At 63.9% G+C, this 23,007-nt stretch carries 17 protein-coding genes, 1 other RNA gene and 1 pseudogene (1 of these 19 only partly in view); 1 reads left to right on the top strand and 18 read right to left on the bottom strand.

All coding sequences use genetic code 11. The annotated features are described in order from the left end of the window. The 18 genes and pseudogenes from LZC95_47545 to ffs form a co-directional block, all read right to left on the bottom strand. Positions 1 to 445, bottom strand: partial view of a hypothetical protein gene (locus LZC95_47545; protein WXA94092.1) — the 5' portion only. Its footprint begins 275 nt before the window's first position; the window shows 445 of its 720 coding nt (coding positions 1-445); its start codon is at positions 443 to 445; its stop codon lies beyond the left edge, outside the window. A gap of 17 nt (positions 446 to 462) precedes the next feature. Continuing rightward, on the bottom strand, positions 463 to 1,311 hold the full coding sequence (gene ttcA / locus LZC95_47540) for a tRNA 2-thiocytidine(32) synthetase TtcA (GenBank protein WXA94091.1): 849 nt from the start codon (positions 1,309 to 1,311) through the stop codon (positions 463 to 465). Positions 1,312 to 1,335: 24 nt separating this feature from the next. Further along, entirely contained in the window at positions 1,336 to 2,832 is a 1,497-nt protein-coding gene (locus tag LZC95_47535; GenBank protein ID WXA94090.1) for a leucyl aminopeptidase, read from the bottom strand. A gap of 134 nt (positions 2,833 to 2,966) precedes the next feature. Next, complete coding sequence (locus LZC95_47530; GenBank protein WXA94089.1) at positions 2,967 to 4,274, bottom strand: SidA/IucD/PvdA family monooxygenase; 1,308 nt, start codon at positions 4,272 to 4,274, stop codon at positions 2,967 to 2,969. Beyond that, complete coding sequence (locus tag LZC95_47525; protein WXB00281.1) at positions 4,261 to 4,878, bottom strand: acetyltransferase; 618 nt, start codon at positions 4,876 to 4,878, stop codon at positions 4,261 to 4,263. Before LZC95_47525 ends, LZC95_47530 begins: the two co-directional genes overlap by 14 nt. After that, positions 4,878 to 6,452 carry an aminotransferase class V-fold PLP-dependent enzyme gene (locus LZC95_47520; GenBank protein ID WXA94088.1) on the bottom strand — a complete coding sequence of 525 codons (1,575 nt, stop codon included), beginning with the start codon at positions 6,450 to 6,452 and terminating at the stop codon, positions 4,878 to 4,880. Before LZC95_47520 ends, LZC95_47525 begins: the two co-directional genes overlap by 1 nt. 99 nt (positions 6,453 to 6,551) lie before the next feature. Next, a complete protein-coding gene (locus LZC95_47515) occupies positions 6,552 to 7,754 on the bottom strand; it encodes a hypothetical protein (protein WXA94087.1) in 1,203 nt (400 codons plus the stop codon). Between the two features lie 26 nt (positions 7,755 to 7,780). After that, the gene (gene mxcH, locus LZC95_47510; GenBank protein ID WXA94086.1) at positions 7,781 to 10,255 is read right to left on the bottom strand and encodes a TonB-dependent siderophore myxochelin receptor MxcH; all 2,475 of its coding nucleotides are present in this window, start codon (positions 10,253 to 10,255) and stop codon (positions 7,781 to 7,783) included. A gap of 3 nt (positions 10,256 to 10,258) precedes the next feature. Further along, positions 10,259 to 10,435: a hypothetical protein gene (locus tag LZC95_47505; GenBank protein ID WXA94085.1), complete on the bottom strand. Its 177-nt coding sequence runs from the start codon at positions 10,433 to 10,435 to the stop codon at positions 10,259 to 10,261. Beyond that, positions 10,432 to 11,574, bottom strand: a complete 1,143-nt coding sequence (locus LZC95_47500; GenBank protein ID WXA94084.1) for a PepSY domain-containing protein — start codon at positions 11,572 to 11,574, stop codon at positions 10,432 to 10,434. The genes LZC95_47505 and LZC95_47500 overlap by 4 nt, the downstream gene beginning before the upstream one ends. 27 nt (positions 11,575 to 11,601) lie before the next feature. Next, positions 11,602 to 13,407, bottom strand: coding sequence for an IucA/IucC family siderophore biosynthesis protein (locus tag LZC95_47495; protein ID WXB00280.1), 1,806 nt, complete (start codon positions 13,405 to 13,407; stop codon positions 11,602 to 11,604). A gap of 153 nt (positions 13,408 to 13,560) precedes the next feature. Next, positions 13,561 to 13,869: pseudogene (locus LZC95_47490) on the bottom strand (acetyltransferase). Between the two features lie 122 nt (positions 13,870 to 13,991). After that, on the bottom strand, positions 13,992 to 15,152 hold the full coding sequence (locus LZC95_47485) for an MFS transporter (GenBank protein WXA94083.1): 1,161 nt from the start codon (positions 15,150 to 15,152) through the stop codon (positions 13,992 to 13,994). A 131-nt stretch (positions 15,153 to 15,283) separates the two neighbouring features. Next, positions 15,284 to 16,597 carry a cation:proton antiporter gene (locus LZC95_47480; protein ID WXA94082.1) on the bottom strand — a complete coding sequence of 438 codons (1,314 nt, stop codon included), beginning with the start codon at positions 16,595 to 16,597 and terminating at the stop codon, positions 15,284 to 15,286. Continuing rightward, positions 16,594 to 17,964 (bottom strand): hypothetical protein, encoded by a 1,371-nt coding sequence (locus tag LZC95_47475; protein WXA94081.1) that lies wholly within the window; start codon positions 17,962 to 17,964, stop codon positions 16,594 to 16,596. The genes LZC95_47480 and LZC95_47475 overlap by 4 nt, the downstream gene beginning before the upstream one ends. A gap of 41 nt (positions 17,965 to 18,005) precedes the next feature. Next, positions 18,006 to 19,085, bottom strand: coding sequence for an ABC transporter ATP-binding protein (locus LZC95_47470; protein ID WXA94080.1), 1,080 nt, complete (start codon positions 19,083 to 19,085; stop codon positions 18,006 to 18,008). Then, positions 19,085 to 19,924 (bottom strand): ABC transporter permease, encoded by an 840-nt coding sequence (locus tag LZC95_47465; protein WXA94079.1) that lies wholly within the window; start codon positions 19,922 to 19,924, stop codon positions 19,085 to 19,087. Before LZC95_47465 ends, LZC95_47470 begins: the two co-directional genes overlap by 1 nt. A 129-nt stretch (positions 19,925 to 20,053) precedes the next feature. Beyond that, positions 20,054 to 20,140: signal recognition particle sRNA small type (ffs, locus tag LZC95_47460), an RNA gene on the bottom strand. A gap of 425 nt (positions 20,141 to 20,565) precedes the next feature. Between ffs and LZC95_47455 the strand changes: the two genes are divergently transcribed. Beyond that, on the top strand, positions 20,566 to 23,007 hold the full coding sequence (locus tag LZC95_47455; protein ID WXA94078.1) for an Rne/Rng family ribonuclease: 2,442 nt from the start codon (positions 20,566 to 20,568) through the stop codon (positions 23,005 to 23,007).

Raw genomic sequence — 23,007 nt, 5'->3', positions numbered from 1 at the left:
CACCGCGTGGGACGCGGCCGCGCGGTTTCAGTGGGGCGGCATTTTCGACGCCGGGCGAGGTGCTTCGGATGACCGCGGGGGCGGCGGACGCGTAGGCGAACAGGCCCCAGCCAATCATGCCGGTGATCCCGCGCGCGGTGTCGAACCGCACGGATCCAAAGCTGCCCAAGGCCGTGGGGCACAAGGCCCAGACGATGACGCTGGTGAAGGCGAGGCCCCAGACCGAGGCGATGCGTGCGCCTTTCGGCCAGCGCGGTTCGAGCGCGGCGGGAACGACGAGAAAGACGAGGCCTGCGAGGGCAAACACCTTGGCCAACGGTGGTGCGCCGCGCGACCAAGCCGCGGGCGCGACGGTGACGAACCACGCGTAAATTCCAGGGACGCTGGCCTGCGCGACGGAGCCGAGCTCGAACAAGCGCGGCCGCTTTTGATCCCCCGTAAGCATGCGCACCCCGCCTCGAGCTACCCGGTGTTGCGCACGAGGCGGGTGGGGGCAATCACGCCGGAGACCTCGCTGCCGCCGCTGGCCTCGGGCAGATCGCGCGCGGCCTCGAGCCCGAGTTGGGCCCAGAGCTCTTTGTCGAGCAGCTGGCTGGGGCGCACGTTTTGAAGCGCCGCCAGGAAGCTCGCCTTCATGCCCGGGCGCTCGCGCTCCATTTGGTCGATCATGCGCCCCACGACCTTGCGCTGCAGGTTGTCCTGGGAGCCGCAGAGATCGCACGGCAAAATTGGGAACTTCATGGCCTCGGCGAAGGCCGCGATGTCTTCCTCGGCGCAGTACAAGAGAGGGCGCAGCACGATGTGGCCGGTGCTGGCGACCAGCTTGGGCGGCATCGCGGCGAGCTGGCCGGCGAACATCAGGTTGAGAAAGAAGGTCTGGATGACGTCGTCGCGGTGATGGCCGAGCGCGATCTTGTTGCACCGAAGCTCGGTGGCGACGCGGTACAAGATCCCGCGCCGCAGCCGCGAACAGAGCGAGCAGTACGTCTTGTTGGCGGGGATCTTCTCGGTGACGATCGAGTAGGTGTCCTCTTCGATCATCGTGAAGCGGTAATTTTCCCGCTTCATGTAGTCGTGAAGGACGTCGGCCGGGTAGCCGGGGTGGCCCTGATCGATGTTGACCACCTCGAGCTCGAAGCGCACGGGCGCCTTCTCCGCCAGCTGACGGAGAAGGTGCAGCATCGTGTAGCTGTCCTTGCCGCCGCTGACGGCCACGAGGATGCGATCGCCCTCGGCGATCATGTTGAAATCGCCCACGGCGCGCCCCACCGCGCGCGAGAGCTTCTTTTCCAATGTGACGACGTCCACCACGGCTGCTCCAATACTACGGAAAAACTACTTTGCCGCTTGCTCGATGAGGGAGACGAAGGTGAGCACGCCATGGCCGGTGGCGCCCTTGGGGTTCCAGCCGGTGGCGCGATCCGAGGTGGCCGGGCCGGCGATGTCGGCGTGGACCCAGTGCTTCGTCTTGCCAATGAACTCGCGGAGGAAGAGCGCCGCGGTGATGGAGCCGCCGGAGCGATCGCCCATGTGCTTGAGATCGGCGCTGTCGCTCTTGAGTTGATCGCGCAGGTCCTCGATGAGGGGCATGCGCCACATTTGCTCGCCGGAGGCCTTGAGCGCCGCCGAAAAGTCGTGCGCGGCGTCGTCGCTGTTGGCGTACCAGCCCGAGTAGGTGTTGCCGAGCGCCACGATGCACGCACCGGTGAGGGTGGCGTTGTCGACGAGCAAGTCGGGCTCGAGCTTGGCGGCGTACGCGAGGGCGTCGGCCAAAACGAGGCGGCCTTCGGCGTCGGTGTTGATGATTTCGACGCTCTTGCCATCGAGGGAGGGCCACACGTCGCCGGGGCGGTACGCGTTGCCGTCGGGCATGTTTTCCGCGCAGGCCATCATCGCGTGCACTTCCACGTTGGGCTTGATGGCCGCCACGGCCGCCATGAGGCCCACCATGTTGGCGGCGCCGGACATGTCGTGCTTCATCTCGCCCATGCCCGCGGCCGGCTTGATGCTGATGCCGCCCGTGTCGAAGGTGATGCCCTTGCCGACGAAGACGAGCTTCTTTTTCGCCTTCTTGGTGGGGGTGTACGAGATGTGCACGAAGCGCGGTTCGTTGGCGCTGCCGCGGCCGACGGCGTCGAGCAGGTGCATGCCGCGCTTTTGGATTTCCTTGTAGTCGAACACTTCGATCTTGAGGCCGCCCGCCTTGGCCACCTTCTGCGCCTCGCCGGCGAGGGCGGCGGGGGTGAGGATGTTCGAGGGCTCGTTACTCAGATCGCGGGTGAGGTTGACGGCCTGGCCGATCTTTTGGCCGAGCGCGATTTCCTTTTTGGCGTCGGCCGGGGCTTTTTTGCCCGCGACGAAGGTGACCGTCTCCAGGGATTCCTTGGGGCGGCGGTCACCCGTCAGGTACTTGGTGAAACGGTAGGTGCCGAGCTCGATGCCCTCGCCCACGGCGCGGAGGTGCTTCTCGAGGCCGTCGGGAAGGACGACGACGAGCGACTTGGCCTTGTCGGAAATGGCGGCGCGGCCAGCCTTGGCGGCAAAGGTCCGCGTGGCCGGATCCTTGACGTTGGCGCGCTCGCCCAGGCCGAGAAAGACGATGCGACCCGTGGGAGCACGACCCAAGGCCGGCACGGACAGGCTTTGGTCCGGCTTTCCCGTGAATTCCTCCTTCTTGAGGAGTGCCAGGAGCCCCCCACCCAGGGCTTCGTCGACGGCCTTGATGGCGTCGGGGAGTTTTTTGGACGGATCAAACGCCCAAACACCGAAAACGGTGAGGTCCGTCTCCAGTTCCAAAGGTTGCGCCGCGCGAATCGATAGGGACAGGGGCATGGCTTTCCCAAATACAGCGCTTTGCCTTGGTAGCAAAAGCGTTTCGCCCCGCATTCCTACCCGCTCCCGCTCCCCCTCCCGATCCCGAGCTTTTTCGGGATCGGGAGCGGGCGCGGGAGGGGGAAGAAAGCTCGTTAATGCTCGAAGGTCGTGTAGGCGGTGTGCTTGGGAAGGCGGTACAGCGGCCGACCTGCGATCGCGTTCAGGATGGTCGCGTTTCGATAGGCGCCAATGCCCAAGTCCGGGGCAGCCGCACCGTGGCTATGCAGATCGGCATTCGCCACGAACATCCGGCCGGAAACCGATGGGGCGAGCTCCACCGAGTGATCCAGGCCGAGGATGTAGCGGCTCTTGGCATCGCGCCGGATCACCGGCTCGAGGGGCTCGAGAAAGGCCGGGCGGCGGGGCGTGTAGCCGGTGGCCGCCACGACCATGTCGGTGCGGTGCTCGAAGACGCGGTCCGTGTCGCGTTGGCGGCAGGTCAAGACGACTTGGCCGTCGTCGGCCACGGCGGAGGCCTCGATGGAAATGCCGCAGCGCAGCTCCACGTCGGCCAGGCCGGTCTCGAACTCGCGCCGGTACAGGGCGTCGTGAATCAGCTCCAAGGTCGCGGTGGAGATGCCTTTGTAATGGCGCCATTGCTCGGCGAGAAGCTCGTCGCGTTTGGCCTGCGGGAGGCTATGAAAATAGCTTACGTACGCGGGCGTGGTCATCTCGAGGACCAACTTCGTGTAGTCGAGCGGCGCAAAGGAAACGGTGCGCGTGAGCCAGCTCACGGCAGGACCACCGGTGAGGTTCTTGCGCAGCAGATCGAGCGCCGCCTCCGCGCCGGACTGACCCGAGCCCACCACGGTCACGCGCTTGGCGCGCACCATGTCGGTCTCGCGGCGAAGGAAGTCGGCCGTGTGCAGAAGCTTGTCCTTCGGCAATTGGCGAAGCGACGGCGGAAGCGAAGGCTCCGTCCCGACACCCAGCACGAGGTGGCGCGCGCGAAAGAGCACGCGCTCGCCGCCCTCGCGCACGGCGTGCACGACGAAGCGCTCGCTTCGAGCATCCCACGCGACCTTGTCGACGTGGTGGGAAAACCGAATCGATGGGAGCTTCGCCGCGGCCCAGCGGAGGTAGTGCTCGTATTCCTTGCGGGTCGAGTGAAACTGCTGCCGAATGTAGAAGGGATAGAGCCGGTCGCAGTCGCGCAGGTACGCCAAAAACGAGAGCGGGTGCGTCGGCTCGATGAGGGTGACCAGGTCGGCCATGAAATTGACCTGGAGCATCGCGTCGTCGAACATCATGCCCGAGTGCCAGCGCAGATCGGGCTGGGCCTCGAGTACGGTGAGCTTCACGTCGTCGACGGTGGACGCGAGTGCGGCGAGCCCCAGATTGAAGGGGCCGCAGCCGATGGCGATGGCGTCGAAATCGTTCTGGGGGCTATTCGGGTTCACGGGACACGTCTTCCTGACGGCGCGAAATCGTGAGCAGCAACGCCGTTTTGTTGGGCAATGTGATTTCGCCGCGCGGCTCGAAGCCGCTGGCCAAAAAGGTGCGGATCGCGGCAGCGTTGCCGACGTCCGGCTCGACGAGGATGCACGTGCACCGTGGATCGGCACGCCAGAGGGCGTCGATGATGCGCGGAAGCACGGTGCGCGCGATCCCCATGCCGACGAGCGCGCGGTCGCCGATGGCGAGGTGCAAGCCGAGATCGTGCGGGCGCGCCGGGTAGCAGTCGGCCACGGGATCCTGCGCCGCGCGGTAGATCTCGAGGTACATGATGGGCTGCGTGTCGCGGCGCAAGAGGCACGGGAGCTCGTGCGCGCCCTGCAATTGGCGCGTGAGCTCCTCGCGCCACTGCTCGCGCGACCATGGCTGGCGCAGGTATTTGGCCACGTGCTCGGCGCGCATCCACGCGTGCACCAGCTCCAGATCCGCGCCTTGCGGATCGACCGGGCGCAGGCTCCATGGAGGGTCGAGCCGCGGCACCGGCGGCGGCGGAACCGCCGCGATGGTGCGCAGGCCCGGCAAGGTGGGCGACGATCCCCCGAGATCCATCACGCGCCTTCCATGCGGCCATGGACGCGGATCAGGGGCTCGCGTTGCTCACCGCACGCCACGACGGCGTCGATGAGGGAGTCGATGTCCGCGGGGGTGCTGTTCGGGTTGAGCAACGTGAACTTGAGGCACGTGCTGTCGCGACCCTCGAGGTTCACGGAGGTGCGGCCGATGAGCGCCGTGCCCGAGGCGAGCAAGGTGCGGCGGATGTCGGCGTTCAAGTCGTCGAGCGTGCACGGGTCCGTATGGCCTCGGTAACGGAAGAGGACCGTGGTGAGGTTCGCGGGCGAAATCAGCTCGAGCTGCGGATGCGACGCGATCCGCTGCTCCGCGTAGCGCGCGAGATCGTGGCATGCGTCCACCATCGCGCCCAAGCCTTGGCGGCCGTATGCGAGCAACGTGGCGGCGACCTTCACGGCGTCCGCGCGCCGGGTGGTCTGGAGCGAGCGACCAAGCAGACCGTCGTAGCCGGCCTTCGTGTCGTCGGGCGGATTGAGGTAGTCGACGGAGCGCTCCAGTGGCAGAAACAGGTTCGCGTCGCGCACGAGCAGCATGCTCGCCGCGGCGGGTTGCCAGCCGATCTTGTGCATGTCCACGGTGATGGAGTGCGCGAGCTCGATGCCCGCGAGCTTGCCCGCGAGCCGATCGGAGAAGAGCGCGCCGAAGCCGTAAGCCGCGTCAACGTGGAACCATGCGCCGTGCCGGTGCGCGATTTTGGCGAGCACCGGGAGCGGGTCGATGCTGCCGAAGTCCGTCGTGCCCGCGGTGGCGAAGATGCACACCGGCGTGGCGCTCGGCCCGAGCTCGCGCAGAATCGGGGCGAGGGCATCGGGGTGCATGCGGTGGTGCTCGTCGGCGGGCACGCCGATCACCGACGCTTCGCCGAGACCGAGGGTGGCGCACGCGCGGTGCACCGAGAAGTGCGCGAGCTCCGAGCAAAGGATGACGGGCCGCGGGAGGCCGGCGACGCCGTCTTTGCGCACGTTGATGCCGTGCTTCGCGGCGGCGGCATCCCGCGCGAGGAGCAGTGCCATCATGTTGGAGAGCGAGCCGCCCGGGGTGAACACGCCGGTGGCGTGCTCGCCCAAGCCCGCCAGCTTGGCGAGAGCCGAAACGACCCAGCGCTCCACGGCAATGCCCGCGGGGCCGGAGTCGTAGGTATCCTGCGAGCCGTTTTCCGCGCTGACCATGAGATCGGCCGCCACGGCCACGGCGAGAGGAGGCGGCTGCAAATGCGCCGCGGCGTGGGGGTGCGCGAGGTGAATTCCGTGTTCGAGAATCAACTGCGCCACGTGTTGAAGTGCGGCGTCGGTGCCGATGCCGTGCTCGCGCAAACGCGCAGGCCCGAGCATCTCCGCGGCCTTCGCGAGTACGTCGGCCGGTGCACCAACGGGGAGCGGACCACGCGCGCCGCGTGCGGCGAGCGCCCCACCAATGGTCCGCGAGAGGACGCCTGCCGCGTCAACGAGGCCATCGCCGGTGCCGGCGAGCGGGAATGCGCTTCGGGACTGTCGCGATTGAGAGACTCGAAGCGCCTTGAACGATCCCGATGGCGACTCGTTGACGGTGCTCATGACGAACCCTCCTCTGGGCTGCATCTGAAATAGAAAGTGATTTTCATTTTCAGTACACTGGCTGTAGCTACACGCGCCAATGCATGGTGTCAAGGCGCGTTACCGCACCTTGAAGAGGCGCATATTGTATCCATCGACGTCGAAGAGGCGCGTGGCTGCATCGGTGCCCGGTGTTCCAAGCTGATAAACCGTACTCGACGTATATCCCGTGCCCGGAATGAGTGCGTGCTCGACGCCGTCGATTTTGAACCAATACGCCGCCCCGCTGTTCCAGGCGACGCTCTGCATTTCCGTCGCGGTCTTCGTCTGCAGATCGTAATTCCAGACATGCCAATTGAGGCCGCCAATGATGCCGAAGGGCTCTTTGGCATTCGCGAGGTCGACCCGCTTCTCGTCGAAAGCGGTGAAGACGAATTTGCCATTTCCGACATAGTGGAAATCGGAACCCTCGTGCCCGGCCGCCACGTCGGCGAATTTGAATGCGACGGACGCGGTCAATGTAGCGGTGTCGACGTCGGCCACGCAGGTGGGAGCCGTATGGAGAACGAGGGCGGTACCTGCGCCACCCGTCCACGGGCTGAAATAGATATGGCCGGAATCGTCTTTGGTGCCGACATCGAGCCCCGGGCACGGCGCGTCGATCATCTGGACGAATGTGTCGGTGTTCACGTCGAACACGGCCACTTGGGAATCATCCGTGCGGTGCGCGTATTGTTCATCGTACCAGGCTACCGGTTGATAAAGGCGGCCATTGTGAACGATGACGGAACGGTCGGCGGAGCCTGGACGCGGGATCAAGCCATTTCGATTTTCGATTTTGGGCAGGTCGACCGTGCCGGTGATCGCCATGGTGGTGGGATTCCACACGATGTACTGGGCAAGGCCATTGAGCATGTAGGCCTTGGTCGGGCTGATGAAGGTGTTGTTCCAGAACGCCGCATCGGTGAGACCGCGGGCGGAGAAATTGAGCACCTTCGGGTCGACGAGCTGGCCGTCGTTGGTGAGTGTGTACTTGGTCACCGTCGGCGTTTCGCCACCGGAGACGTAAACGGAGCCTTCGTAAACCCAGATATCCGAGGGGCCAGAAAACTCGCGCGCTTTGGAGAGGCCCACATTCGGACGCGGCGCGAGCGAGTCGAGAATGGTGACATAGCCATCCTGCCCATCGGGCGAGGTGACGATGCTGTGCACGGCATAACGCGATGTCCCCGTGAGCCCCGAGGAATTGCCACCACCATTGGAATCGTCGCTTCCGCAGCCCGCAAGGGTAACTAGGGCCGCAAAGAGTGTAAGCCTTCTCATGGGATATTCTCCTTTTTTTTTGCGAATTAGAATTCGAGCGTGGTTTTGAAATAGAAAGCGCGACCCGGCCTCTGGACACCGAAGAAGTCGTAGGCACGCTCGTCGGTGATATTTTGCAATTCACCGGTGAAGGACATCGCCATGGGCTCGCCGTGCACGAGGTAGGTCAATGCCACCGAGTGGACGAGTTGGGAATCGACCGTGGGTTTGTATTCGCGAACGCCTGCACTTTCCCAGCTGCGATAGAACTCGTGCACGTACCGCGTGAACCACGTGAGCGAGAGCTCATCGTCCGCGCGGCGCACCCGCCGGAATTGAAGACGTGCCGAGGCGTTGGCAAAAAGATACGGCCGATTGGGAATGCGATCTCCTTCGAACTTGCCAAATGCGCCATCGGCCGAAACGTTGCGAAAATCTTGGTAGGTGACGTTTCCGTCGAGAACGACGTATTCGCCGGGCGAGGTCCAGCCGGCGGCTGCCTCGACGCCAATCGAGCGGGCCGAAAAGACGTTTTGGTAGCTGAAGTATTTGTCGTTACTGAGCAGCGTGATGAGTTGATCCGCCGCACGGAGGAAGCCGTTGATGTCGGCACGAACGGCGCCGACGGGTGTGGTGCGCAAATCGACGGTCATCCCGAGATTGACGTTGTGGCTGGTCTCGGGCTGAAGGTTCAAATTGGAGACAACGAGTATCCCATTCCCATAGAGTTCGTCCGGGCTCGGAAGACGGGTGGCCCATTCATAGGACGCCTTGGCGTAGAGCCCCTCGACGAAGCGATAGCGCAGAGCATCTCCGACACCAAAACGGTGCGTATTGCGATCGCGATCGACGCGGGCCCCGCCCGGCAGTTGATCGACCGAGCGCTGGGATTGAAAGTAGCTTTTGACGAATGCGATGTTCTCGAGGCGGCGCTTGAATAGGTCAGCTTGGTATTCGAGACCGCTCACCATGTTCAAGAGGTCGCGCTTCGCGCCGAGTGGATCGGGAAGCACATCGCTTTGCCGCTGGCGTTCCTCGCCGCTGCGGGTGGAGTAGGTCGGTGAAAGCGATAATCGAAGCGTGTGACCCGAACGGATTTGCCAGCTAGTGTTCGCACGGGCAAAGCCGCTATGCACCCAAACGACTTGATCGAATGGCCCGTGGGTGGAATCGATTTCACCCAGGACGCGATCGTTGCAGTTACGTTCGCCGTTCCATAAATACGTACAATTCGAAACGTCTCGCAGGAAGGTGCGACCGTACGTGTAGCCGCCAAGCACATCGACGGAGACGCGACCGGCCCGTGTGGCGAAGGTATTCTCGTAGCGAACCGTGGCGCCGGTCGTGAATTTACCGTATTCGGCCTCCCCATAGGGCACGGTCATCACGACGTTGTTCTGAAGCTCCTTGCTGTAATCCGAAAAGAAGACGCGCAGGCGAAGGTTCTTGGCCCAGGAGCGATCGATGAATCCGGTTTCCAAATTGGCGCCGCCGGCACGGTATCCGTCGTGAAATCGGGTGGCGCGAATGCGCGTCTCTTCACCGGCTAGATTGCCCAGTGGGACGTCGTCGACGCTGTAATCGTTTTTCGCGTAGTCGAAAAACCCCGATGCGCGCGCGAAAAAGCCGCTGTCCGCGTCGAGATGGCGCAATGCCAAGGTCGCGCGGTGCGTCTCGAAGGAGCCCGCTTGGTACGACGCCGAACCGTGCGTGCCCGGGGTGATCTTCTCGGTGACGAGGTTGACGGCGCCACCCAGGGCATCGGCGCCGAAACGGATTGGAACCACACCACGGTAAACCTCGGCGCGCTCGACGAGGTTCACCGGCACGTTGGCCAGGCCGAACGGATAGCCCGCAAGGTCCAGCGGAACCCCGTCCAGGAAAAAGCGGATTTGATCGTCCGTGAGTCCATTGAGCGAAAACCGCGTTCCCGACCCGAGGCCCCCCTCGCGGCGCACACTCACACCTTGCGAGCGCGCCATGACCTCGCCGAAGTCGGCGGTCTGTCGCTTCGCTTGCTCCGTCTCGATGACCTGCACGGCCTGCGCGGATTCGCGCAATCGATCCGCCTCGGATTTCCCGCGCACGGTCACATCGCTGGGGGCTGCGCCTTTCGCAGGCGCTGCGTTCTCGTTCACGGGCGCGGGAGCCGGCGGTTGCGGCACCTCCGCCGGCAAACGAAACTCGTACGGATACAAAACCCGTGCACGCACCGCCGTGCCGCCACGCTGCGCCGGCGAAAACCGCGACTGCAACGCCGCCGCGCGCGCCGATTCGTCGAAGCCGTGCCCGGCCGACTCCACCACGTCGGCCGCACTCACGTGGCCGTCCGCCTCGATCGTCAAACGCAACACCACACGCCCCTCGAGGCGCGCCGCTTTGGCCTCCGCCGGATACTCCGCGGGGATCTCCTGCTGCACGGCCGGCGGCGTCACCGCCTCCTGCGCGTGAGCGCTACCGCCTCGAATGCACATCCCCACCGCCGCAAAAGCAGCGATGAACGCCAATCTGTGTAAACGCACGTATTAACTCCGCCGGCCCCAGTACCAAATCGAAACAACCACCGGCACACCCAGCGCCACCCACGAGGCGGCATCCCCAATGCCGTCGGCGAGCAACGCCGCGAGCAGCCCCACCAAGCTGAGTACACCCAGCGCAATGGGCGCTCCCCAAATCTGCGTTTTGGTCAGTGGCGCACTCACGCGGCCATCTCCTTCTCGCCCTGCATCGTGCGCAGCCACGCCTCGAACGAGAGATTGCGCTTGCGAACCCAGAGGTAAACGCCGCTGCCCAGCACCACGATGGAGAGCAAATCGAGCAAGCCCCAGATCACCTTGAGCGGCAATCCCCCGTAGTCGCCGAAGTGAAGCGGCTGCGAAATGAGCAAAGTGCTCACGTACCAGGGCAGGTCGCGCGTGTCGGTCACCTGCAAGGTCTGCGCATCGACCAATACGGGCTTGAGCAACTTCGATGTCCAGGGCGTCGTGCCCTTCATGAAAATAGCGAAGTGGTGCGGGCTCGCGAAATCGCTGCCCGGAAAGGCCATGAACCCGAGCTCCGTCCCCGGCACCGCGGCGTGCGCGGCGTCGAGCGCCTTTTGCACCGAGCCCATCTCCGTGAGCGGCGGCTTGCTGCGGTACGGTGCGGTCATCTCGGCAAGCTCCGTCGCCTGCCACTGGCCGAACACCGGAACGGCCAAGGTATTCACCACACCGGTGAAGCCGACGACGAGGAACCACACCAACGTCGCAATCCCCAGCAGATTGTGCAAATCGAGCCATTTGAGGCGCGGCGAACGATCCCGGCGCACCGTACCGAATTGCACCTTCTGCATGTACGGCCCGTAAAGCACCGTGCCGGACACCAGCGAGACCACCAGCAAAAGGCCCATCAAGCCCAGAAAGAGCGTGCCCGGCAATCCGGCGAACATGTCGACGTGAAGCCGCAACAAGAAGTTCGTCACGCCCTTGTTCACCGGATACTCGTTGAGGTACGTCCCGGTGCGGCCGTCGTAAGTATAAAAGGCCGACGCATCCTCCGAATTGGCCTTTTCGCCCAGGCGCACCAGCCAAAGGCGCGGATCTTCGGCATCCTTGAAGACGAATTGCACCGCATCGCCGGGGCGGCGCGCTTTCGCCGACGCGACGATGTCATCCAAGCTGGCGCGCGGTGCGGGCTCGGGCATGGCGGGCGCCTCGGCGCTGTAGCCCAGCGCGTGATCGATCTCCTCGTGGAAGATGAGCGGAAGACCGGTCACGCAGAGCATCAGCAGGAACAACGTGCTGATCAAACTCGTCCACTTGTGCACGAGGTACCAAGACTTCACCGAGGCGGACTTCACGGGGCAACTCCTGTTACGTCTAGTACGTCAGGCCTTGAAGGCGGCGATCGGATTCTTCAGCGTCCCCGCGAACTTGAGATTTTTCGCCGGATCGGCCAAGTCGATCATCTGCTGGTTGTTGCCGAGCTGCAGCCGATTCAAGCACGAGCGGGTGAACTCGGGTGCGAAAAGGTCGTACCGATCGAACTTCTCCCCCAGATCCGGTCGCGACCGCCGGTAGTCGTGGACGCATTCGGCCACGAGCTTCCAGAAGCGCTCCTCCGGAACACCATGCTCCACGAGGACGTGCCCGACGTAGCGGAAAATGCAATCGAAGACGTCGGTGAAGATGGATAGGATCTTCAGCTCCTCGGGCACCGACACCGCCAGGCGCTTCACCTTTTCCGGCAGGACCGCGTTCTTGTTCATGACCGCGACCTCCTCGGCCACGTCCTTCATGAGCGCGCGCACGGGCACGTTGTTCTGCAGCACCAAGATGAGGTTCTCTCCGTGCGGCATGAACACCATGTCGTAGGCGTAGAAGCAGTGGAGGAGCGGGCTCAAATACGCTTTGAGGTAGCTGCGCAGCCACGTATCCGCGCCCACGCCGGAAGATGCAATGAGCTCCATGAGCACCGAGCCGCCCTCGCGATCGCGATGGAGCAAGGAGGCCATGGTCATGAGCCGCTGGCCCTCGGTCAGCTGCGGAATGGGGCTTTCGCGCCATAGCGCAGCGAGCATCTTCTTGTACGGGCTATCGCCGGGGATGGCCGCCTCGTAATACGTATTGCGGTAGCCCACCGTGGCCACCTCGCGCAAAATGCTGAATCCATTTTCGCGCAGGTAGGCATCCTTGCCGATGGTCTCATGCACCCATTGGTTGATCGCCGGCGTGCCGCCCATGTAGTACGGCGAAAGGCCGCGCATGAACCCCATGTTCAAAATGGAGAGCGACGTCTTCACGTAGCGCTTCTGCGGGTTCGTCGTATTGAAGAACGTGCGAATGCTCTGCTGCGCGAAATAGCGATCTTCGCTGCTGCCCAGGTACACCAGCCGCTGCGCGGCAATGTCCGGCGCGAAGATGCTGGCCAATTTGTTGAACCACTGCCACGGATGCACCGGCATGAACAGGTACGACTCGGGGTTCAGCCCTTTGCCGCGCAGGATGCCGTGGAACGAATCGAGCACGGTGTCGCCTAGCTCTTCGCGGATCAAGTCGCCGTACGTCAGTCCATCGATCGACGCGAACGCGGCGCGGCTCTCGTGCACGGCAATCCAGATCAGCGACACCGGCGAGGCTGCCTCCGGCGCATAGGCGCGGTAATCGAGCGCGTCGAATCCAATGCGACCATTGTTGGCCACGAACGAGGGGTGCCCCTCGGTCATGGACGTCTCCACCTCTTGGAACGACGCCCGCGTGAGCTCGACGGCGGTCAATCGCTGCGTCTCGTATTTGTACGCCGCGCCATAGAGCGTACTCGTGATCTCCTCCATGTACGTGGGGAGCATCGCCGGATTGATGCCCAACGTCGTGTGGAGCTCGAGGATCAGCGCCAGCGAATCCAGCGGCGTGCGCGCACCGTCGACGAACTTCTCGATGGACTCGCCGTCGATGTGCCAATGATCGAGCTGGAGAATGCGCGCGCGAAAGCGGTATTCCACATTGGGCTGATCGGTCGCGAGCCGGTAATGGCCCCAGCCTTCGACCGTGCCTTCCAGATCGGGGGTGATGAGCAGCTCGTGGGCGAACTCGCCGAGGATCTTGCGAACGTGCTGCCGGTTGACGATGGCCCAGGTGCGCGGATCGAGATGCGCGACGGCCGCGCCGGGGGAGGACGAAATGGAAGTCTTCATGGGTGCGGTTCTCACGGTGGACGCTGCCGCGTATTGCTCACGCGTGCAGAAGGACAACAGTGCCTTTTTGGCCGGCTGCGCGGAGGTGGCCGGCAGATCGACGGTGCGCACGACTTCGAACCCCGCGCGGCGGTTCAGCGCGTGGATCTTCTCGTTGCGCGCGTCCGGCTCCACGACGACGCGTTTCACCGCCGGATCATCGAACAAGAAGTCCATGATGACGGTGAAGACATGCCAGGTGAAATCGGGAATGCGCTTTTCCGCCGGCGCGACCAGGACGTGCATCCCGCGGTCGCTCGGCAGCGCATCGTAATAGCGGCCGATGGCATCGTGCATCGAGTGGTAACACTCGACGAGGAATGCCGGTTTTCCGTCGTGAAGACCGATGTACGCATGGGCATGCTCGGGGCTCACGATTTCGCGGTACGCCACCGCGACCTCGTCGACGGATTTGCCCTGCATGCCCCAATACTTCGCATAATCCTTCGTCACCCACCCGTGCACGACGGGGATGTCCTCGGGAATGCGCAGCTCGCGCAATTCGAAGGTCCCCACCTCGGGCACGTGCTTTTCGAAGCAGGTACTCATGATATGACCACGACTTCCTTGTCGGCCGTCTTCGGTTTCTCCGGAGCGAGCAGGCGGCCGTACGAGACGAGAGTGAGGACGAATCCAACGGCCGCCGCGAAGAAGGGAATGCGCAGGCCGTGCGACACGACGAGCGTGCCGGCGGTGAAGGACGAAACGAGCACACCGAGCTGCTGGCAAATGTTGATCTTGCTGAAGTCGGTCGCGTACGACTCGGGCGTGCTCAGCTCGAAGAGCAAAAGGTCCAATTTGACGATGGCGTGGAACAAGGCCCAACCAAAGACGCAGCGACCCACGAGGACGACGGGCGCGAAGGGCGCGGCCTGCAGCAACAGGCCCAGGGTTCCCAGCACGATGGCGAGGGGGATCGCGGTATCGCCCTTGCGCAGCCAGAGCGCGAGCAGGGCGACCAATCCAGGAATGGCAAAGACGAAGCCGGCCACGACGGGGCTACGAAACGACGATATGGATTCCCAATACGTCGCAAAGAACGGGCGCACGAGAAACGCGCTGAAGTAGAAGACGAACATCACGAGCCCGAGGCGATGGACCATGCCTTTGCGGGCCGGGGTCGATGGCGCAGCTTCCGCCACAGGCTCTCCCTTCGATGCCGCCGCGCTGCCAAACGAGAAGAGGCAGACGCCCATCTGGAGGAAATCGCCCGCAGCCATGACGAGAAAGGCGTGTCGCGGCTCGAAGGCCTGCAACACCGCGCCCCCGAGAAGCGCACCGGCGATGCCGCCGAGGTGCACGATCACCGAGAGCAGCCCGATGGTGGCCGCGTGATTCGCCTTGTCCTCCAGGCTCATCACGTAGGGGTAGATGAGCAGGTAGCTCGCCTTGAACACGAGCATGCCGAGCGATACCAGCCAAAACGCGACGACGTTCGTGCAGCCGTAGCAACCGATGCTCAGGAGCCCCGCGGCCAGCTGCGTGAAGAGCAGAACCCGCAGCGGTGGAACCTTTTTGGCCAGAAGTGCCCAGCCCGGAAAGGCGAGCATCACGGTGAAGCACGTCGCCGCGAGGTAGATGCCCACGTGGCGCGGATCCGTGACACCGAAGGCGTCGGCGAAGAACTGCGGATAAAACGGAATCAACATGGAATCCGAGACCACCGCGATGGCCGTCGTCGAGACCAAGAAGGATTTCAGTTTCATCCGCAGACGCCTTTCCCGACCTCCCCCCCTGTCAAGAAAACAAAAGTGACTTTCACTTTCAACAACGCCTCGTACGGGACTTTGGACGCCGCGTCAAGAGGCGCCAGACATCTCCTTCCGGAGCGGAAGACTCAGTGGGCGGCGGCGACCGCTTGGCGACGGCCGGCTTCGCCACTCCTCATCAAGGCATTGCGAAACAGCACGGGGCCGATCAATTCGTTGATCATCACGGCTCCGAGCAGGCAGGTCGCCGCCTGCTCGCCCCAGCCCGCAAAGTGCTTCGCGAGAAGAATGCAGAGGCCGATGGCCACGCCCGACTGCGAGATCGTTCCATACGGAATGATTTTGCGGTGGAACGCCGGCACTTTGCCGAGGGCCATGCCGATGTACGACCCGATGACGAGCGCGATGGCGCGGACGACGGCGAGAATGACCGCGACCAGCAGCACGCGCTTGAGAATGTCCCAATGCAATCCCGCACCAGCGACGGCGAAGAAGACGGCGAAGACCGGCATCGACGCGGATTCGATGTCGTGTACGAGCTTCGCGCCCTCGATGGAGGTCGCGTTCTCGAGGAATAGACCGGCCACGAGGCACATGAGAAGCGGGTCCAGATGCAGCCGCGTGCCGGCTTCGGCGCAGAGAAAGCAGATGCCAAACACGAAGAGCGCGACGCGCTGGGCGATCTTTTTCAGGTAAAACGCGAGGACCAAGCCGAGCACGGCGCCCACGCCGATGGATCCGAAGATGTGGATCATCAGCTCGATGAAGCCCCCGCCCGAGCCGCCGCCGACGGTTCCGAACACCGCGTTGGCGAGCGCGTTCGCCCCGGCGAAGGTGAAGACGATGGCCAGGTCCGCCATGATCACGATGCCGAGGATCGTCTCGCTGATCGGGCCCGAGGAGCCGGTCTCCGCGACGATGGCCAAGGTGACCGCGGGCGAGAGCGCCGAGAGCACGACCCCCATGGTCAGCGACACCACGAACCGGTGGAACGTGCTCATGCCGTCCATGAAGGGCAGCCGGCTGCTCAGCAGGAAGCACGCGCTCGAGATGCACAGGATCGCAATCAGAATGGACACCGAGCCCACGGACAAAATGGCGCGGATGCGCGGACGCAGACGGCGAAAGCTCAGCTCCCCGCCGGCCGACAGCGCAATGAGACCGATGGCCACACCGTTCACCAGCTTGAGATCGTGCACCATGCCCTCGGTCACGAAATTGAAGCAACTCGGGCCGGCGATGAAGCCGCACATCAAGTACCCGGTGAGGCGCGGCAGGCGCAGCGACGCGAAGATGGTGCCCGATTGCAAGGCGGCCAGCAGCACGAAGCCAAACGCGAGCGCCGCGCCCGAGCCCACGAGCGACGTCTCCTGAGGCAGGAACGAACGGGCCGCGGCGATCAGGATCACCACGATGGCCAGGAGCATGATGGCGCGGATCACGAGTGCTCTCCTTCTTCTCCCTGCGTCAACGAGGGGGGCGGGATGGTCACCAGCGACGGGCTGCGGAAATCGATGCGCAGTCCGCCGCGCATCCGCACCGTGGCCTGCACGATGAGCTCCGTGAGCACGGCGCCCGCGATGCACGCGGTCATGAGCCACCCGAGCGACGCCGACTCCGTCGCATGCGGTTTGTACACCGTGGCGTAGCTCACGATGGTCGCAATGGCCGCGGGCGATTGCGGCGCCAGCGCCAAGCCCAGGGTCGTCGCATCGGGCAGCCCCTCGGGGCCGGTGCCTTTGGCCACGTGCGCACCGATCAACTTGCCGCCCACGCGCGCGGAGACGAACACCGGCGCGAGCAGCCAGCCTTGCCACGCCGTCACGTCCCACATCGCGCCCGCAATGAGGAGGAAGATGAGGTACAGCGGCCGCTCGACCTGGAGCATCGTCTCTTTGAGCTGGTCGAAATTCTTGTGCGGCAGGTTCGTGAGCAGCGCGCCCGCAATCGCGCACGTGACAAGAGGCGAGATGGCCAAGTAGCCGCTCATGCCCGCCGACAGCGCAATCGCCCCCAGCAGATAGGCAAATTCCTCGTTCGAATTCTTCGCACTGCGCAAAAGCGCATACGTCAAAATGCCGAACACCCCGCCCATGCCCAAGGTGACGAAGATCCACGCGATGTGCGGAAGCTTCCACGCGGCCACCGCGTCCGTCGGGCGGAAGGCCGCGCAGATCAGCCCGAGCACGAGCACACCCGCCACGTCGTCGAGCTGCGTGACGTAGGACAAAAGCTTTGCGGCCACCGATCCCGAGCCGCGCGCAATCGCCACGGCGGCGACCGGCGCCGCCTGCGCCGCACATGCCCCCAGGGCCAGCGCATCCCGCAGCGGCGCATGGTGCACCGCCGCCCGCAACGTCGCCTTCCACGTACTATGGTCGGACAGCGACCATGCCGGATCGAGCGTGGCCAAAAAGGTTGCACATGCAAGCGCCGTCAGGATGAACGGGATCACCGTCTCCGCGACCACGACGGCACCGGTCTTCGGCGGCACCAAGTCGAGATCGCGCACGTCGAACTGCATGCCCACCACGAAGCCGAGCCACCCGATGCCGAACTCCAGGGCCGGCCGCAGATCGGCCACCACCTCGTTCGTGAGGATGCCCACGCTGGGGAGACGGAAGATGACCCCCATCGCAATGAAGGGGAGGCCGCTCGACAAGAGCACGGTGAGCCCGAGACGCCGCTCGATGCGTCGCACCAAGGGATGCGCCGCGACGATGGCGAGACCGAAGGCCAGCGCAAGCCCCAGGACGACACGCAAAAGCTCGGTCTGGTGCGTGGGCGGGGCCGGCGAAGCTCCTGTCATCCGCGCTTAGTCTACCCGAAGTACCCGAAGCGACGGATGATTCAGTCCTCTTCGTCGGTGAGATCCATCACGCGGCGCTCGAGGCCGCGTCCCTTGATCACGCCACTGATGCGCACTTGCTCCTGCAAGAGCGCCCATAGCACGTGGCCGATCACCATCTCGGCATCGACTTCGCCGCTGCGTTCGAAATACACGACGAGTTCATTTTTCTCGTCGTCGTACTCCACGCGTTTGACGATGGGCAGATCGCGCACACGCTGGATGCCGCGCGAGACGATGCTGTCGGCGGATGTTGCGCGGTAGGCGGACGCGTCCATTCCGCGCGGCGGGCGCCCGATCTTGACGTGCACCTCCTCGGAGGCGCCGGTCAGCTGCGCGATGGTGCCCGAGGCAACCAACTTGCCGCGATCGAGGATCGCCGCGCCGTCGCAGATCTCCTCGAGCTCCTGCAAATTGTGGCTCGAGACGATGAGCGTGCAGCGCCCTTTGCGCCCCTTGATGAGTTGGCGCACCTCGTAGGCGCTGCGCGGATCGAGGCCGCCCGTGGGCTCGTCGAGCAGCACCACGTCGGGGTCGCCGAGCAGCGCCTGCGCGAGCTGCACGCGTTTGGCCATACCGTGGGACAGGCTCGAGCAGCGCTGGTTCCACCAGTCGCGCCCCTCCACCTCGTCGAGCACCGCGCGGGCCATGGATTCGGCGCGATCGCGGGAGGTGCCCTGGAGGCGGGCCATGTGCATGAGAAATTCGCCCACCTTGTCGAGCGGCGGCAAAATCGCATCCTGCGGGAGCACGCCGACGCGCGATTTCAACTCGGAGACCTGGTGGGGGCTGAAGCCCAGCACCTCGATGTTGCCGTCCGTCGGTTGAAGGTAGCCGGCGAGCATCGAAAACGTCGTCGTCTTGCCCGCGCCGTTCGGCCCAATGAGGCCGTACACGCGCCCGGCGCGAATTTCGAGCGACAGATCGTCGACGGCGAGCTTCGAGCCAAAGCGCTTCGTCACGTGCTTCATGCGCACGGCGGCTTCGGCGACCTTTTTCTTCTTGGGCTTTTCCTGCTGATCCTGCTTGGCGGCGTCGTCGATCTTCTCTTGCTCGCGCGCCAATGACGATTCGGGCGACATCAGACGTCCCTCCGCACGAACACGAGCGTGCCCAATGCCGTGGCCAGCACACCGATGCCGAAGCAAATGGCCGCGCCCAACGCCACCTTGTTCAAGTGCGGCGACAAGAGCAGCGCATCGTACGAGTTGGGATACAGGTACGTGAGCGGTTTGATCTGCGCCAGCCGGCCGATGATGTTGACGATCCAGAGCCCGCCGAACACGGCGCTGATCACGAAAAGGGTGACAATCGGATTACGGAATTGCGCGGAAATCAGGATCACCAATGCGCACCATGCTGCGCTGATGGGGAGTGTCACCAAGTAAAATTGGAATCCCCAGCCCACCGTGGCCGAAGCCGGCGCCGTGCCCGCCCCTCCCACGATGAGCGTCACGATCCAGATGAAGACGTGCATCACCAAGGTGAGCGCGGCGACCACGCCCCAGAGCCCCAGCACTTTCCCCACGAAATAGGACGCACGCCGCGCCCGTACCGTCCAATAACGCACCGTGCGGTGCTGAAGTTCGCCAGAGACCGCGTCGAAACCCAGAACGCCGGCAATGAGCGGGCTGAGCCAAATGGTGATGGCGAGCAGCGCCAGGAGCACCGCCGGTGCCTCCGCCAGGTACTTGCCCATCTGCGGATCGTCGTAGGCCTGCGAGAGCACCATCTCCTGCCCGGTGCGCAGTTCCTCCGCACCGAAGCGCCCTTCCTGCAGCTTGTGCCCCTTGTTGATGAGAAACGCGACGGCGATCGCCCCCAGCAGGGACAGGCTGACCAGGGCCAGGCCTTTCAGGCTCCGCAGATTCTTCCGCATCTCACGGGACGCGATGAGGCCAACTTCGTTCAGTGCGGTCACTCCGTGCTCCTCGGTAAAATCCCCCTCCCGATCCCGCTCCCGCTCCCGATTCATCTCTGGCGAGACGTTCGGGAGCGGGAGGAGGAGCGGGAGCGGGCTTGCTTGCTTGCGCGGATGCTAGCCCAAAATGGTAAAGGCCCCACCACACTCTTCCGCGCTACCGTTGCTCCCTCTCGGGCCTGGCGGGGTTCACGCTTCCAAGTCGGTGAGGCCACAATCGGCCAACCCTATGGAGCGCCGGCTTCTAGCCGGCTAGGACTGAACTGCCCGCCGTCACTAGCAGGTCTCTTCGCGGATGGCGAGAGCCTTTTTCATGAAGGAGCTCGGCCGGTCCTTTCGGTAGCGGGCTCGGGGACGATACGATCGAGAAATCTGTGGCCCCGGGCGGGAAGCTCTGGTACTGCCCCTTCTTAGGGTCACGTGATTTTCACGCCCCGCAGGTTTTTAGTTTACGCGCCGCGCAGTACGAACCACGAACCACCACAAAAGTTCACGTTCGATGCGCCAGCAAAAATGCGCTCAGGGCTTTATTTCCGCGACGACGAGGACCGAGTACGCCACCCCCACCATCTGGGGCCGTGGCACGGCGGGCTCGTGCGCGGGCGGAGACGAGGCAGGAGCGAGAAAGTTTCCAGCGCTTCATGTCGAAGAACATCCTTGTCATCAGCGTCGATATTCGTGAAACCCGCGTAGCTCTCATCGAAGGGGGCATCATCGCCGAGCTGCACATCGAGCGGCGCGGTAAGAGCGCGTATACCGTAGGGAATGTGTACCTGGGCAAGGTGACCCGGGTGCTGCCCGGCCTTCAGGCGGCCTTCGTCGACATTGGCCAGGAGCGCGCCGCGTTCCTCCATGTCGAAGACCTCATCCGACCGGACGATTTCGAGACCTACCTCGCCGGTGGCGCCAAGCGCGTCAAAGAGGACACCGCCCTGCCCGAGGTGACGGGGGACGAGGAGCTCGACGCCGAGGCGGAAGAAATCCTGGAGACCGCCCCGCCGCCCACGGCCAAGTCGGTCGAAAACGTCACGGCCAGCTTGGTGGAGCCCGAGGAAGCCCACCCGGCGCACCAGAATGGTGCCGCGCTCGATGCCGACGTCGTTCAAATGGACGACAGCATCGAGGATTCGCGCGTCAGCCTACCCTCGTTGGCGGTCGCCGTGGACGAGGACGACGACGAGGAGCCGGAAGAACAAGAAGAGCAGGAAGAGCAAGAAGAAGAAGAGGGCCCGTCGAGCGAAGACTCCATCGACGAGGACGAACCTTCCCGGCTCGATCTCACGGATGAAGAGCCTTCGCGGCTCGATTTGAGCGACGAGGAGCCTTCCCGCGTCGACCTCGCCGAGGAGGCGTCCCCGTCGCTCGATTCGATCGACGACGAAGAGGACGACGACGAAGAGGGCACTCGCCCGACGAACCCCGAAATCGAGGCGGCCGCACCGGTGTCCTCGTCTCCGGAGCTTGCCGCGGCCGCGGCCGAAGACGCCCCCGTTGCCGAGACGTTCGAAGCGGCCGAAGACGCTGCCTGGGACGCGCCCTCCCACGTTTCGGAGCGCCCGCCGTCGGCTGCGCGCGCCACGTTGGAGCCCCTTCCCGATTTCCCGGGCATGCCCGGCTTCACCATCACCGATCCCAACGCGCCCGTTCCCCGCGCACCGAGCCCGCCGCGTGCCGGCAACGAGCGCAACGCCCGCGGAGCCCGTGGCCAATCGAACAAGCGATCGCGCCATCGCCGCGGACGTGATCGCGATCAGGATCGCGATCGGGACCGCCGCGGAGGACGCGACAACCGGGATCGTGACGGCGGACGCGAGGGACGCGACGGCCGTTCACGCGGCGATCGCAGCAGCATGCCCAATCGCATTTCCAAGACGACCCCGATTCGAGAGGTCGTGCGCGAGGGGCAGGAAATCATCGTCCAGGTCACCAAAGACCCGATTGGAACCAAGGGCGCTCGTTGCTCGAGCCACGTTTCGTTGCCCGGCCGTTACGTCGTGTATTTGCCGACGGTCGACCATATCGGCATCTCCAAGCGAATTGGCTCGGAAAAAGAGCGTTCCCGTCTGCGCGAAGCCATCGAAACGGTGAAACCGCCGAGCGGCGGTCTCATCGTGCGCACCGTCGCCGAAGGCCTCACGAAGAAGCAATTGAAGCAAGACGTCGGTTATCTCGTTCGATTGTGGGGCGAGATTGCCAAAAAGAAGGAAGAGGGTGCCAGAGCGCCGCACATCCTCATGAGCGAGCTCGATCTCGTGCTCAAAACGGCACGCGATCTCTTCACCGACGAAGTGCACCAGATCGTCATCGACGATCGCCATCAATACGAGCGTCTTTGCCGCTTCGTGGAGATGTTCGCGCCCGATCGTCTCAAGGACATCATCTATTATTCGGGAGACGAACCCATCTTCGATGCCTACGGAATCGAAGACGAAATTGGCCGTGCGCTCTCGCGCAAAGTGCCCCTCCCGTCGGGTGGATATCTCATTATCGATCAGGCCGAAGCCCTCACCGCCATCGACGTCAACACCGGTCGATTCGTGGGCAAAGGCTCCAAGGACATGGAGGAAACCATCCTCAAGACCAACTTGGAGGCCGTGCACGAGATCGCCTATCAACTTCGATTCCGCAACATCGGCGGCCTCATCATTCTCGACCTGATTGACATGGAGCGGCACCAAAATCGCGAGAAAGTGCGCCGCTCGCTCGAGGAGCTCCTTCAAAAGGACAAAGCGAAGACGACGCTCAATCGCATATCCGATCTCGGCCTCATCGAGATGACGCGAAAGCGTACCCGTGAGAGCCTCGGTCGTTTGCTCCACGAGCCCTGCTTCTATTGCGATGGGACGGGGCAACTCCAATCGAAGGAGACCATCGCGTACGAGATTCTGCGGGAAATCCGCAGGAAACGACAGGATCTACCGGGCTACACCGTGCTGGTGAATGCCCACCCCGCCGTGGCCGACGTGCTTGCCAACAAAGAAAAGGAAGCGGTCGCCGACGCGGAGAACCGCTACATGCGCAAGATCACCGTGGTTCCGCGCAAAGAGTACCACCTCGAACAATTCGACCTTCAGGGGAAGTGA

The sequence above is a fragment of the Sorangiineae bacterium MSr12523 genome (assembly GCA_037157775.1).
GTDB classification, from domain to species: Bacteria; Myxococcota_A; Polyangia; order Polyangiales; family Polyangiaceae; genus Pendulispora; species Pendulispora brunnea.
The sequence above is the reverse complement of the archived record's forward strand: the minus strand, read 5'-3'. Positions and strand labels throughout refer to the sequence as shown.